The sequence below is a fragment of the Aminicella lysinilytica genome, from assembly GCF_004362975.1.
GTDB lineage: Bacteria > Bacillota > Clostridia > Peptostreptococcales > Anaerovoracaceae > Aminicella > Aminicella lysinilytica.
Map to the genome: position 1 here is coordinate 91,711 of NZ_SNXO01000001.1, position 14,389 is coordinate 106,099.

The following is a 14,389-nucleotide window of genomic DNA, read 5'->3' on the forward strand; positions in this document are numbered from 1 at the left end:
TTTAAGGAGCAGTTATGAAACAAGGCGCTAATAGAAGACTGGCTAATGTAAAAACCAGGACTGAAACAGGGCTCGAGTATGTAATGCAGAATTTAGATCTGAATACGCCTTTCGGAAAGAAACTTCTTAAGGAGACTAAGCCCTTCTATCCCGGTCAGGAAGAAGAGCTGAGGGCCGAACTTGATAAAGTCGAGGGCATGATGACCTTCGTTAAAGCCAGCGAGAGACAAGTATCTAAGATGCAGGAAAATTTCATGATGATGAAAGACCTATCCTACACTTTGGAGCGCAGTCATAAGACTGCACTGTCAGTAGTTGAACTCTTCGAAGTGAAATCTCTGCTTTTGCAGATGAAAGACCTGGATAAAATATGTAAAGATCCGGATTGTGCAGTACCGAAGGAATATATTCTGGAGGATGTTGAGGAGCTGCTGGATTGTCTAGATCCAAGGAAAGACCGGCTTAACACTTTTTATATCTACGATGACTTTTCAGAAAAACTGGCAGAATCGCGAAAGAAGAAACATGAGCTTGAAATTTTAGTAAGGAAGGCTCAGAAGGCGAGGAAAGAGGAGATTCGAAAGGACTATGGCATCGTGCTGACGCCTAAGTTTGACGTAATAATTTCCAAGTCCAGCGAAGAGTTGGAGAAAGCAAAGCAGATCAAGGATCTTGAGCAGGTCACAGAAGACTATATGTCAGTGACCTTCGAACTTGGCAAGTCTGAAGAAGTATTCGAACACGTCAAGGAAATAGAAGATGTCAACAGTGAAATCGAGGAGGAGGAACTCGTTGTTCGGGAGGCTCTTTCCAAAAGAGTCGCCAAATACGATGAGATCCTGAGGAGCAACTGTGACAAAGTGGGAGCTTTGGATCTGGCCCTTGCGAAAGCTATTTATGGAATCAGGCATAATTGCGTTAAACCGGAAATAGTCCAAGAGCATATCGTTGAAATAGAAAACGGTAGACAACTGCAGGTAGAGGATATCCTCAATTCCAAGAAAAAAGAGTATTGCCCCGTAAGTATCAAACTGGCTGACGGTGTGACTTGTATCACGGGAGCGAATATGGGAGGGAAGACCATTTCATTGAAACTGGCCGGTCTGGTACCTATACTTGCTCAGTACGGATTCTTTGTTCCGTGCACCAGGGCCAGAATAGGGCTTTCAAATTATATGCAGATACTGATAGGCGACAGCCAGTCGGTGGAGAGAGGTCTTTCCAGTTTCGGTAGTGAAATGGAAGAGTTGAAGGAAATGCTGGACAACAGCATGGATAGAACTATCCTGCTCATTGATGAGATAGCCAGCGGGACGAATCCCGTTGAAGGATTGGCCTTGACCAAGAGCATAATAGATTATCTGAAAAAGAAAACATACATTTCGCTGATAACCACTCATTTCGAGGCGGTTACAGAAGAGAAAGACATTGTGAATATGCAGGTTAGAGGTCTGGCAGATGCGGATTTCAGAAAGTTGGACAGCGAACTGCATATAGCAAACAGAAAAGAACGAATCAATATTATTTCCAGGTATATGGACTACAGACTCTATACCGTCACGGAAAACAGAGAAATACCCAAAGATGCTTTAAATATAGCAAAAATGCTCGGTCTCAGTGATGAGATCATAAATGGAGCAAAAAAATATATTGAATAAGGAGATAGTAGGATGAAAAGCAAATTAAACATTGATCCTAAAATGGTCGATAGCGCCCGTAATCATGCGGCAAATATCGCCAAGGACATGCAGGAATTCATCGATGCGCATACTACAGTAAGCACAGAGAGAACGATCCTGAGGTTGTTGGGAGTTGATGGCATTGACGATGTTGAAACTCCGCTTCCAAATGTTGTTGTTGAACAGATCCAGGCAGCAGGCGGACTTCAGAGAGGTACAGCGTACTGGATGGGCAATGCAATGATCCAGACAGGACTTACGCCACAGGAAATCGCTGAAAAGGTTTCTGCAGGTGAGTTGGAAATCACCAAACTTGATACAGCATCTGCCAAAGATGCAGAAGCGGCAATAATGCCGGCTGTTCACGAGTCCCTTAAGAAAATCAAGGCTCAGACAGCTAAGAGAGATGAGTATCTGAAAACACTGGGCGAAGGCACCAAACCATATCTGTACGTAATCGTAGCCACAGGCAACATCTATGAGGACGTTGTTCAGGCTAAGGCAGCGGCCAGACAGGGAGCTGACGTAATAGCAGTTATCAGAACTACTGCACAGTCACTTCTTGACTATGTACCTTACGGACCTACAACTGAAGGCTTCGGCGGAACATACGCTACACAGGAGAACTTCAGGATCATGAGAAAAGGTCTTGACGAGGTAGGAGAAGAAGTTGGCAGATACATCAGAATCTGCAACTATTCATCAGGAATGTGCATGCCGGAGATCGCAGCCATGGGAGCTCTTGAAAGACTTGACATGATGCTGAACGATGCTATATATGGTATTTTGTTCAGAGATATCAATATGCAGAGAACACTGGTAGACCAGTATATGAGCCGTGTAATCATCGGTTACTGCGGAATCATCTTCAACTCAGGCGAGGATAACTACCTGACTACAGATGACGCTTATGAAGCAGCTCATACAGTTACAGCTTCACAGTTCATAAATGAACAGTTCGCAGTACTTGCAAACATTAAAGAAGAGCAGATGGGCCTTGGCCATGCCTTCGAGATGGATCCAATGACGAAGAACGGATTCCTTTATGAGTTGGCTCAGGCTATAATGGCTAAGGAAATATTCCCTAACGCCTGCCTGAAATACATGCCTCCAACCAAGTATATGACAGGTAATATTTTCAGAGGTCATATACAGGACGCTCTGTTCAATCTGGTTTCAGTTTGGTCAGGTCAGTCCATCCAGTTGCTGGGAATGATGACGGAGGCTATTCTGACACCGCATATGCAGGACAGATACCTGTCGATCGAGAACGCATCTTACATCTTTAATAACTGCAGAGATCTGGGAGAAGAAGTCGAATTCAAGAAAGACGGAATCATCCAGAAGAGAGCTCAGTTAGTACTTTCTAAGGCTAACGATCTCCTTGCAGATATCGAGAAGGAAGGCTTGTTCTCAACTATTGAGCAGGGCAAATTCGGCGGAGTCAAGAGACCTAAAGACGGTGGACATGGACTTGACGGAGTATGCGTCAAAGACGATCAGTACTTCAACCCATTTATTCCACTAATGAAAGAAGGTGCAGAATAATGGCAGATAAGAATTGCGGAGCAGCAACCTCACAGGTTGATCTGACTAAAGTTAAGCCTTATGGCGACACTATGAATGATGGCTATATGGAATTGGCTTTCACGCTTCCGGTACCTTACGGTGAAGAAGCAGAAGAAGCAGCTAAACAGTATGTTGGAAAAATGGGAATGGAAGAGCCTAACGTAACATATTATCACGAGCTTTGCCCGGGATATACGTTCTTCGTAGTTTACGCTAAGGCACAGCACACCGTTGACTTCACTAAGATCAAGGTCAACAAGGTAGATGTTCCTATCTTCGATAGAGAAGAGTGCGGCAAGTGGATCGCAGACAACATCGGCAGAGATGTAGTAGTTGTAGGAGCTTCCACAGGTTCAGACGCACATACAGTTGGTATTGATGCTATAATCCAGATGAAGGGCTTCCATGGTCACTTCGGACTTGAGAGATTCAAGAACGTAGTAGCGTACAATATGGGTTCACAGGTGCCTAATGAAGAACTGATAGCAAAGGCTAAGGAAGTAAATGCCGATGCCATTTTGGTTTCACAGACAGTTACTCAGAAGGATATCCACATCATGAACCTGACAAACATGGTTGAACTGGTTGAGGCTGAAGGCCTGCGTGATAAGATCATTCTTACATGCGGCGGTCCTAGAATCTCACATGACATGGCTCAGGAGCTGGGTTATGATGCTGGTTTTGGCCCTGGAAAATACGCAGAACACGTTATGTCATTCATAATGGAAGAGATCGTCAAGAGAGGCTGGCAGAAAAAGCCTAAGATAGAAGACAGATAAAACTGAATAGTTTTGTGTTAATTTCTGAACAATATGTCTTAGACGTTGAAATTTAAGTGTTTTGACGTCTAAGACAATGTTTGACAATTAATTGACAATAACTCCTTACAGGACTATAATGAAGGTGCAATGATATTATTCATATTGTATTTATTATCACCGTTGTTATTGTTATTTAAGGAGAAAAGAGATGTTTAAGAAACTTACTAATGGATGCGTTCATCTTGTGAATCGTTTCCTGCCAGATCCCTTCATTTTTTGTATCGTATTGACAGTAATAGTATTCTTGGGTGCTATGCCTGCTACTAAGCAGGGCCCGATCACTATTATCAATGCGTGGGGTACAGGAGTATGGAATCTATTGGCATTTTCAATGCAGATGGCGTTGGTACTGGTACTGGGAAGTGCTCTAGCTAATGCACCGGCAGTCAAGCGGTTGATTTCAAAAATCGCAAGTATTGCCAAGACGCCTAAACAGAGTATAATAGTAGTAACTTTCTTTTCACTGATAGCTTGCTGGTTGAACTGGGGATTCGGTTTAGTAGTAGGAGCTATCCTTGCGAAAGAAATTGCAAGGCAGGTCAAGGGTGTTGATTACAGATTACTGATAGCTTCCGCTTATTCGGGATTCGTTATCTGGCACGCAGGCTTTTCCGGTTCTATTCCACTGGCATTGGCTACGCCGGACGTTGCAGGAGCAGCGAGCACACTGGCTACAGCTACAGGCGGAGCAGTAACAAGCGTAATAGCAACTTCACAGACGATATTCTCACCATGGAATCTGCTGATGGTTCTGGTAATTATAATATGTCTTCCATTTATCAATGCGAAGATGCATCCATCACCGGAAGAGACCATAGTAGTAGATCCTAAACTTCTTATGGAAGAAGAGATAGCTTACTCCAAGCCGGTTACTCCGGCAGAGAAACTGGAGAACAGCGTCGTATGCTCGGGAATAATTTCTGTTGCAGGATTGATATTCTTGGTATATTATTTCGCTACAGCAGGATTTAACCTTACACTTAATATAGTAAACTTCATATTCCTTGTTTTAGGAATAATATTCCATAAGACTCCTATCGGCTACGTCAGAGCCGTTACTGAGTCTACCAAAGGCGCTGCGGGCATCATCCTTCAGTTCCCGTTCTATGCGGGCATTATGGGTATGATGGTGTTCACCCCAGAGGGCGGCACATCCCTGGCAGGCTGCATTAGTAATTTCTTTGTATCTATTTCAAATGAGATTACCTTCCCGTTGTTTACATTCCTGTCAGCAGGTATCGTAAACATATTCGTACCGTCAGGCGGCGGACAGTGGGCAGTGCAGGGACCTATAATGATGCCTGCCGGATTGAAACTTGGCGTAGATCCGTCAGTTACAGGTATGGCTATTGCCTGGGGAGATGCTTGGACCAACATGATCCAGCCATTCTGGGCATTACCTGCTCTTGGTATCGCGGGACTATCCGCAAGGGATATCATGGGATACTGCTTGATAACACTGATATTTGTCGGAATCGTCGTTTGCGGTGGTTTCGTCATAGTAGGACTATTGTAGGTAGTCAGATCAACATGTCGGGCTAGCTATTGATATAGTTAATTAAATTTTTAATAGAAAGGTGATTAGTAAAAATGATTAACAAAGTTATAACTGCTGATGAAGCGGTTGCAGGCGTTAAAGACGGAATGACTATAATGGTCGGCGGCTTCCTGGGAACAGGTTCACCGGAGATCCTTATGGACGCTCTTGTCAGAAAAGGCGTAAAGCATTTGACAGTAATAGGTAACGACGGCGGATTAGCCGAAGGACAGCCTGCTAATGGACCGGGAAAAACCCCTAGAGGAATCGGTAAACTTCTGGAACACCACATGGTAGACCATATTATCGCTTCACATCTTGGAGTAAATCCTAGACTTAACGAGCAGTTTGCAGATGGCACCCTGACATATACTCTGGTTCCACAGGGAACATTGGCTGAGAAAATCAGAGCAGCTAACTACGGGTTAGGCGGAGTTCTTACACCGACTGGTCTTGGTACTCCTATGGAGACTGAGAAAGATGAACTTGGCAGAGAGAAGAAGACAGTTGTAATCGACGGAAAGAAATTCCTGTTTGAGAGACCTCTCCATGCAGATTATGCTTTCTGCAGAGCATCCCTTTGCGACAGATTTGGCAATTTCATGAGTGCTAAGGCTACTAAGAACTATAACTACGTAATGGCAGGAGCTGCAGATCACGTAGTAGTAGCAACAGAAAAGCTGGTTGAAATTGGATCAGTTGACCCTGATATCTTTGCAGTTTCAGGAGTTATGGTCAATGATGTAGTGGAAGGAGAACCAAAATGGCAGATATAAAAGCAAGAATTGCTAAGAGAGTAGCAAAAGAGCTGCACGACGGAGATGCAGTAAATCTGGGAATCGGTCTTCCTACTATGGTACCACAGTTTATTCCAGAAGATATAATGGTTACGATACATTCAGAGAACGGATTCACAGGCCTAGATTCTATGGCTGAAGATGGAAAACAGGATGTAGATGTTATCGACTCAGGCGGAAGCTATGTTACAACTCTTCCAAGAGTTAATTTCTTCGACACAGCAACAAGTTTCGGAATCATCAGAGGCGGACATGTGGACGCAACTGTTCTGGGAGCTATGCAGGTTGCTGAAAACGGAGACCTTGCTAACTGGATCATCCCTGGTAAGAAAGTTGCCGGAATGGGCGGAGCAATGGACCTGGTGGAAGGCGCCAAAGAGTGCATTATCGCTATGACACATACTCAGAAGGGTAATCCTAAAATCCTGGAGAAGTGCACACTTCCTCTTACAGCAGAGAAGTGCGTAAACCTCATCATAACTGAGATGGGCGTTATGGAAGTAAGACCAGAGGGTCTGGTTGTAACAGAATTACATCCGGATTTCACTAAGGAAGAAATGCAGGCAGCAACAGGCTGCAAGTTGATCTTCTCACCTGATCTGAAACCTATGGAAGACTAATCGCAAATTGACGATATTAAAGGGAACTGCATTGCAGTTCCCTTTTTTTTAGATACTCATTATTTGCATATATGCGGATCTATAGCAGCGATAAAGGCTTTGTATCCAGCTTTATCCGGGAAGACCGCCCGGGCCATATTAGCCTTGCCGCCTCCGCGGCCGCCGAAATCGGATGCATATTCTTTGACAAACTTTCCGCAGGCCGGTTCGCCGCCGGAAAACAGGAATACTGTATTGGTATCAGTAGCTATCAGAGCAACGAGCCCTTTTATGGAGGGCTCTATGATTTTGCCGATATCAAGGATGTCGTCTGCAGTAAACAGATCCTCCTCATATACAAGCATGCATTCGGATACTGATGACAGGTCACTGAGTATCTGTGAACTTTTCTGCGATACCAAGACCTGTGTCAGTCTGTGTAGCCTGTCACGGCTTTCCTGGTTTCTCCTGACCTGCTTATCGTATTTAGACAATATGTCCTCATAACCGGCTGACAGGCGGTTCCCCAGGTCGTATAGAACATCGAACTGATCGCGGTATTTGGCATAGGCTCTGCCGCCAGCCTCGAAAAACACCCTGGACATGCCCTTGTTAGGCTCTATTTTGTAAATCTTGATCAGGCCAACCTGTCCGGCGGTGGAAGGGTGGGTGCCGCAGCAGGCGACACAATCCATAGGATGCTCTTTGTCACCAATGGTTACTACTGAGATATCCTCATCAAAGGCCAGGGCTTTGCGCAGAGGCATTTTTACGGCTTCTGAGCGGGTTTTAAAGTAATCGACGGTCACGGGAACGTCTGACTGAATAACGGCGTTAGCATCGGCTTCTGCCGCTTCAGCCATTTCCCAGGTCACCTGCTGATAAGGATCCCCATGGGGGAAAGCGATATCTATGGTTATGAAGTCCTTTCCCATGTGAAAACCTTTGTTCATGCCGCCGTAGAGACGGTAGAAGGCCCCGGACAATATGTGCTCGCCGCAGTGGCGCTGCATATTATCAAATCTGTTGGGCCAGTCGATTTCCATAGTGACCTTATCTCCCGGCTGGAAATCACCCCGGACATTTTCAAGGGTATGATAGATGACGCCATCCCGAATATTCACATCAGATATTTGGGCAGAAGAGCCCCTCTCAGGTGATGTTATTGTACCGGTATCACAGTTCTGTCCACCCCCGGTTGGGAAGAAGATTGTTGACTCAAAAATAACCAAAAAATTACCATTCGTTTCTTCTACAGAAGTGATAATGGAGTCCCATTTGGTTAAATATTCACTCTTTTCAAAGGCTTTTCTTGTATACATAAGACCTCCAGGTAACTTTACCAAGTTTATAATAACGGCGAACAAAAAAATGTGGAAAACTACATCTTGACAAACCCGTTTGAACCTGTACAACGTTGGAACTTATGGGTTTATACGGATTCGAGTTATCAACAGGTATCTGTTGATAAAATTGTATACAATTTTTGAAAACCCTGTGGAAAACTCACTTTGCCCTTAAAAACTGGGGATTATCGATTGTTGAAAACCGTTTGCGAATTACGAACAGGGGTTTACATAATTGTTGCTTTCAAACTTGTACTTTAGTCTAATTTTATCGCATCAATAAAGTCCATAAAATCTGAAAAATCACTCTCCAGATACTGTGCGAGGACCGGTTCGTTGAACTCATAACTGTTCTTCAGTTTCAGGTCAGCGTACAGAGTTGAAAAAGTCAGATCCATCTCCAGCCGCTGTATATCATCAAGGCTATTGGCCGCTATGATAAGCTGCCCATCCCCCGTAAGATGGTAGATGCCCATCATATCATCATAGAGTTTGTAGTTCTTCTTATTGACATGCTCATTATTGCTTCTCAACATCATACAGGTGGTGCCGCCGTGCTCATTCATTATCATAGCATTCTTGGTGAGCCGGGACGACTGCCTGTTGAGAACCTCCGACGGCCCCGAATAATCGTATATAGTCACGAACTCTGAGTGCGACAGATTCATGTATGCCTCGGCATCGCTTATTTCCATATTGGAAATAAGCTTAAATCCACACACAAGCATATTCTTGATTTCAAGCTCAGACACCAGCAACCTGTATCCGGCATCATTGCCGACCAGTGACGCGCAACGGCAGACATCATTATTCTCCGTAGGTGACACGTCATTTTTGTACAAAATATAGCCTTGCCGACTGCATGGCGCAGGCGTTGGCATATTCGGAGGGCAGAGGATCGACAGGGCCTCGGTATCGCGGGCCACGTAACGCATAATGAAATAATTAGCCAGCTCAGTCTTAGAGGAAAAGCGGATGCAGCATTTGGACAGCAATCGCCTGGCAGCAGCGTCAGACAGATGTACATCTATAGACGTCATGAACATATAGTTTTCTTTGCCATTTGGCAGAGGCAGGCCGTTGACCTCGTTAAAATGCACATATTTCTTCAGGAGGTAGATAGCATCCACCAGATCTATGTCCACCTTGGATCCGCCAAGACAGCCGATCATGGACGCCTCGGTATCCTCGAGTTTAGTTTTGTCCTTGCCAAAGACCCACTCGAACCTGTCGAAGCCCAGATCCTCAGCATCGAAATAAAAGTACTGATGCAAGTCGCGGTCCTGGGCCTTTTCCTTTTTGTTCATACGCCAGTGGACACCCATGCAAAATACCCCCATAAGCCTGGTATCTGTGATCCATGCCGACCGGAAAGACTGATCCCCGGTGTATGTAACGGGCTTGTCCAGCCCGCCTTCTATTACTTTGAATCTGCGTACATCCTGTTCCAAATCATTACCTCATTTCTTCCTTTGTTAAAAGTATACCGTCTTTAGACAAAATAGGCAAGATTGTATATTGACAAAGAATCACTAAAGAGTATAATGATGTAGAAATAATCCTTATCAAGAGCGGCGGAGGGACTAGGCCCTTTGATGCCCGGCAACCTGGAAGTCAGGCGGCGTATGGCCGATGACAGGCAAGGTGCCAAATCCTACAGAATCTAGTATTCTGAAAGATGAGGAATGAGTTTGAAAAACCATGCCTTTTCTTTCTGAGAAGAAAAGGCTATTTTTGTACTTGTTAGGGATTAATAGTTTGAAGGAGGAGTAAAGAAAATGAAACGATTATTTACATCAGAATCAGTTACTGAGGGACATCCTGATAAAATGTGCGACCAGATCTCGGATGCTATCCTGGATGCAATAATGGAACAGGATCCTAACGGAAGAGTTGCCTGTGAAACAACTACGACTACAGGATATGCCATGGTAATGGGAGAAATCAGTACTAATTGCTATGTTGACATTCCTAAGATTGTCAGAGGAGTCATCAAGGATATCGGTTACACTCGCGGCAAATACGGATTCGACGCAAGCACCTGCGCAGTGCTGCAGGCTATCGACGAGCAGTCCGGCGATATTGCCATGGGCGTAAACGACGCATTAGAGCACAAAGAGGGCTCTATGAATGATGAGGTCGAGGCTATCGGCGCAGGCGACCAGGGTATGATGTTCGGCTATGCGTGCAATGAGACGCCTGAACTTATGCCAATGCCTATTTCACTGGCTCACAAGCTGGCACTTCAGCTTACCAAGGTAAGGAAAGACGGAACTATCAAATATTTGAGACCTGACGGCAAGACTCAGGTAACAGTTGAATACGACGGAGACAAGGTTAAGAGAATCGATACAGTTCTCGTATCCACTCAGCACGATCCAAGTGCCAAACAGGAGCAGATCAGAGCTGACATCATCGAACATGTCATCAAGCCTATAATACCTGCGGAACTTCTGGACGACGAGACCAAGTACTTCGTAAATCCTACAGGCAGATTCGTTATCGGCGGACCTCACGGAGATTCAGGACTTACAGGAAGAAAGATCATAGTTGATACTTACGGTGGATACGCTCGTCATGGCGGCGGCGCTTTCTCAGGCAAGGACCCAACTAAGGTTGACCGTTCTGCTGCATACGCTGCAAGATATGCGGCTAAGAATGTAGTAGCGGCAGGTCTTGCCGACAAATGCGAGATCCAGCTGGCATACGCTATAGGCGTTGCCAAACCTGTATCCGTAATGGTAGACACAGAGGGAACAGGTAAATTAGACGATGAGAAGATCGCAGAAATCGTAAATAAGCATTTCGACCTTCGCCCTGCAGCAATCATCAAAGAGTTAGATCTGAGAAGACCTATCTACAGACAGACAGCTGCTTACGGTCACTTTGGAAGAACAGATATCGACCTGCCATGGGAGCATCTGGATAAAGTTGACGAGCTGAAGGCCGAGCTGAAATAGGAGGCTGATAAATAGATGGGAGTAAAAGTAGCTAAATTCGGAGGGTCTTCCGTAGCAGACGGGATCCAGCTGACCAAAACCAAGGCAATAATCAATGCTGACCCGGACAGGAAATTCGTAGTAGTTTCCGCTCCGGGCAAGCGTTTTGAAAGCGATAACAAAATCACAGATCTGTTGTACCTGTGCCAGACTCATATGGAACAAAACATCCCTTATGATCAGGTTTTCCAGGTAGTGACGGACAGGTTTGCCGCGGTGAAAATGAATCTTAACATCGACGTAGATCTGCAGACGCATTTTGACGCCATCCACGAACAGATGAAGCAGGAGACCACCTCTGACTACATTGCCAGCCGTGGCGAGTACCTGTCGGCCGTTCTGGTGGCAGCCTTCATGGGTTACGACTTCGTCGACACCGCAGGTCTCATTTTGTTCGATAACAAAGGCAGACTTCTGGCGGAGGAGACTAACGAGGCTCTGAAGACAGAGCTGGCAAAACATGAAAACGCCGTGTTGCCGGGCTTCTACGGAACCTGCAAAGACACAGGCAAGGTCAAGACCTTCTCTCGCGGCGGTTCGGACATTACAGGATCGCTGGTGGCTCGCGCTGTCGAGGCCGACGCTTATGAAAACTGGACCGATGTGTCGGGCTTCCTTATGGCGGACCCACGCATAGTCAAGAATCCGAAACCGATAGACCGCATCTCGTACAAAGAGTTGCGTGAGTTGTCTTACATGGGGGCTTCGGTGCTCCACGAGGACGCCATCTATCCGGTGAGAATAGCGAATATTCCTATCAATATCAGGAACACCAATTTCCCTGAGGATAAGGGCACTATCATTACCGCCGAGGATGAAACCAGCGGAAAGGTAGTAACGGGCATTGCGGGCAATAAGGACTTTACCGTAATCGCCCTGTATAAGAATATGCTCAGCAAGGAGAAGGGCTTCGTACGCCGTATACTTATGATATTGGAGGACTTCGATATCAATTTCGAGCATCTTCCAAGCGGTATCGACACGGTTTCCGTAGTTATCTCCAACGACGCCATTGACGGCAGGCTGGATGAGATAGTTGACGAGTTCAACGCTCAGTTGAAACCGGACAATATAGAGATATTCGAGAATATCGCGCTGATCGCTACTGTTGGATACGGAATGAGTTTCCGCCCGGGCGTTTCGGCCACACTGTTCTCGGCACTTGCAGAGGCCAAGGTCAATATCAGAATGATCGACCAGGGCTCCAGCGAGATGAACATCATCGTCGGCGTCGAGAATAAGGATTTCAATAAAGCTATAAAGGCTATATACGAGGCATTTGTATAGAAGCGAGCCGCCGCTTCCCCTCACTGGTCCTCGTGCGCGAACAGCCCCTGCGACTTATAAAACCAAGAATAGAACACTATGCAAACTCGTTGAAGCGAGGGAGCCTTTTCAAGGCTCTAAAGGGTGAACACTCGAGGAGATCATACAAGTATGGTCTCCTCGAGTGTTCACCCTTTGCTTCAACTTCAGACAGTGCATAGTGTTTGCTATTCTTGTCGTTTTATTTCGTCGGGGACTGTATCTGCTCCTGCGAAATCGTTCGAGGGAAGGACGGCTCGCCTGGTTGTGAGAAAGGCCTTGACATAAATTTAGTTTAGGCATATACTAAATTTATTAAACAGTAAGGAGCAAAGCAATGAACCAGGCAGAATCAGAGAAACTTTTGCGGCAGTATTATCGGATTTCCAATACGATTGTGCACTTTCAGAATATACCTTTGAGCTTTGATGGCACCACGCCTCTGCGGACGGCGTCCATCCATCTCATCGACATGATCGGCAAGCATCCCGAGGCGAACCTGACGGAGCTTACAGATTATCTGGGAGTGACCAAGGGGGCCGTTTCGCAGATGGCCAAGGCGCTGGAGAAGAAGGATATAATCCGGCGTGTCCAGAGTGATGACAATAATAAGAATATCCGATTCGAGCTCTGCGAGGAGGGCCAGCGCATTTACGATGGCCATGAAAAATATCACGAGGAGCTCTACGGCAAGTTGAATAACCTGATGGACAGCTACACGGTCGAGGGCCTGGCCAGCATCGAGAAGTTTTTAGACCAGATCGAGGAGAGCATGCTGGACTATAAGAGTAAGGTTTAGCAGTCACTACAGGGGAAATGTTTTGTTCCATCACTATACCATGATTGTTTAGAACTAAACAAAAACCCAACCAAAGAGGAGGAATTACCATGGGAGTCAAAGTATTTATTAAAGGTCAGGAAGTGCCCAAGAAAACCATTAAGGACTGGGAGCAGAAGAGGGTGGACTTTATTTCTGATTTTCTTACTAAGGAGCTGGGCACACCTAAGGTGGCCACGGCTGAGGAACTGACGGATCTGAAGATGACTATACCTGAGCAGAAGATGCGCGAGATCACAGCCAGGAACTGCAAGAGCAACGACGTCACATCGGGAATGCTGGCAAAAATCTCGCGGGGCAAGACTGCTTTTTGTGAAGTTGAAATGGAGGTCGCCGGTGCCAGCGCTCAGGAGATTCATGACCAGTATTTCGGAATGATGTTTGATAATAATGAGGCTAACCGCAGACTGAATCTCAGTGCGAATCCCGATCACATGCTTTTGATCGGTCGCGAGAACAACGAGCAGGAGGTTATCGAAGCTTCCGGAGGTCTCTCAAAACAAAGCCTGTTCTACGTTTGTTTCGGCCAGGAGAACGGTCTGAACTCAAAGGCTGATTCGGCTTATCCGAGCCAGGCTACGGGGATCTGCAGGATACAAAATGGTACTGTTATAGGCGGCGTTCGCCATCAGATGCGTGATACAACTGATGGTTGTCATGTGAAACTGGTGGTCGAATTTCCGAAGATCACGCCAAAGAAGATACTGGCACAGCACGAGATCCATTTGGCTTGCGAATTCAGCAACTGGATCAACGCCTGGGTGGAGAGAGCCCAGGCTGCCAGAACTTAGATCACAAAAGTAAGGGGCTGTCGCATTAACGAATAAGAGATTCGTTAATGACGAGGCCCCTTTTGTATACAAAAAACAAACAAAAAGCAAAATAAAAGCCTGTGTAAC

General features: G+C 45.7%; 12 protein-coding genes and 1 riboswitch. Of the genes, 10 read left to right on the forward strand and 2 right to left on the reverse strand.

Features of this window, described 5'->3' with window-relative positions:
• Window positions 1–14: 14 nt before the first annotated feature.
• The 6 genes from kamC (at window position 15) to EV211_RS00425 (ending at window position 7,023) form a co-directional block, all read left to right on the forward strand.
• On the forward strand, window positions 15–1,658 hold the full coding sequence (gene kamC, locus EV211_RS00400) for a lysine 5,6-aminomutase reactivase ATPase KamC (protein WP_133527451.1): 1,644 nt from the start codon (window positions 15–17) through the stop codon (window positions 1,656–1,658).
• Window positions 1,659–1,670: 12 nt separating this feature from the next.
• Window positions 1,671–3,227, forward strand: a complete 1,557-nt coding sequence (gene kamD, locus EV211_RS00405; protein WP_133527452.1) for a lysine 5,6-aminomutase subunit alpha — start codon at window positions 1,671–1,673, stop codon at window positions 3,225–3,227.
• Entirely contained in the window at window positions 3,227–4,027 is an 801-nt protein-coding gene (gene kamE / locus EV211_RS00410; RefSeq protein ID WP_133527453.1) for a lysine 5,6-aminomutase subunit beta, read from the forward strand. The genes kamD and kamE overlap by 1 nt, the downstream gene beginning before the upstream one ends.
• A gap of 190 nt (window positions 4,028–4,217) precedes the next feature.
• Complete coding sequence (locus tag EV211_RS00415; protein WP_133527454.1) at window positions 4,218–5,585, forward strand: TIGR00366 family protein; 1,368 nt, start codon at window positions 4,218–4,220, stop codon at window positions 5,583–5,585.
• 74 nt (window positions 5,586–5,659) lie between these two features.
• On the forward strand, window positions 5,660–6,382 hold the full coding sequence (locus EV211_RS00420) for a CoA transferase subunit A (protein ID WP_133527455.1): 723 nt from the start codon (window positions 5,660–5,662) through the stop codon (window positions 6,380–6,382).
• Window positions 6,370–7,023, forward strand: a complete 654-nt coding sequence (locus tag EV211_RS00425) for a 3-oxoacid CoA-transferase subunit B (RefSeq protein WP_133527456.1) — start codon at window positions 6,370–6,372, stop codon at window positions 7,021–7,023. Before EV211_RS00420 ends, EV211_RS00425 begins: the two co-directional genes overlap by 13 nt.
• Window positions 7,024–7,082: 59 nt before the next feature.
• Here the strand turns inward: EV211_RS00425 and EV211_RS00430 are convergent, their stop codons facing one another.
• Window positions 7,083–8,324: an alanyl-tRNA editing protein gene (locus EV211_RS00430; RefSeq protein ID WP_133527457.1), complete on the reverse strand. Its 1,242-nt coding sequence runs from the start codon at window positions 8,322–8,324 to the stop codon at window positions 7,083–7,085.
• Window positions 8,325–8,605: 281 nt separating this feature from the next.
• The gene (locus EV211_RS00435) at window positions 8,606–9,799 is read right to left on the reverse strand and encodes a hypothetical protein (protein ID WP_133527458.1); all 1,194 of its coding nucleotides are present in this window, start codon (window positions 9,797–9,799) and stop codon (window positions 8,606–8,608) included.
• Window positions 9,800–9,907: 108 nt separating this feature from the next.
• Window positions 9,908–10,033, forward strand: a riboswitch (SAM riboswitch).
• Between the two features lie 93 nt (window positions 10,034–10,126).
• On the opposite strand from EV211_RS00435, the gene metK reads away from it, so the two are divergent.
• The 4 genes from metK (at window position 10,127) to EV211_RS00455 (ending at window position 14,281) form a co-directional block, all read left to right on the forward strand.
• On the forward strand, window positions 10,127–11,308 hold the full coding sequence (gene metK / locus EV211_RS00440) for a methionine adenosyltransferase (protein ID WP_133527459.1): 1,182 nt from the start codon (window positions 10,127–10,129) through the stop codon (window positions 11,306–11,308).
• A 15-nt stretch (window positions 11,309–11,323) separates the two neighbouring features.
• On the forward strand, window positions 11,324–12,634 hold the full coding sequence (locus tag EV211_RS00445; RefSeq protein ID WP_133527460.1) for an aspartate kinase: 1,311 nt from the start codon (window positions 11,324–11,326) through the stop codon (window positions 12,632–12,634).
• Window positions 12,635–12,989: 355 nt separating this feature from the next.
• Window positions 12,990–13,451, forward strand: coding sequence for a MarR family transcriptional regulator (locus EV211_RS00450; RefSeq protein ID WP_133527461.1), 462 nt, complete (start codon window positions 12,990–12,992; stop codon window positions 13,449–13,451).
• Between the two features lie 89 nt (window positions 13,452–13,540).
• Entirely contained in the window at window positions 13,541–14,281 is a 741-nt protein-coding gene (locus EV211_RS00455; protein ID WP_133527462.1) for a hypothetical protein, read from the forward strand.
• The last annotated feature ends 108 nt before the right edge of the window (window positions 14,282–14,389 follow it).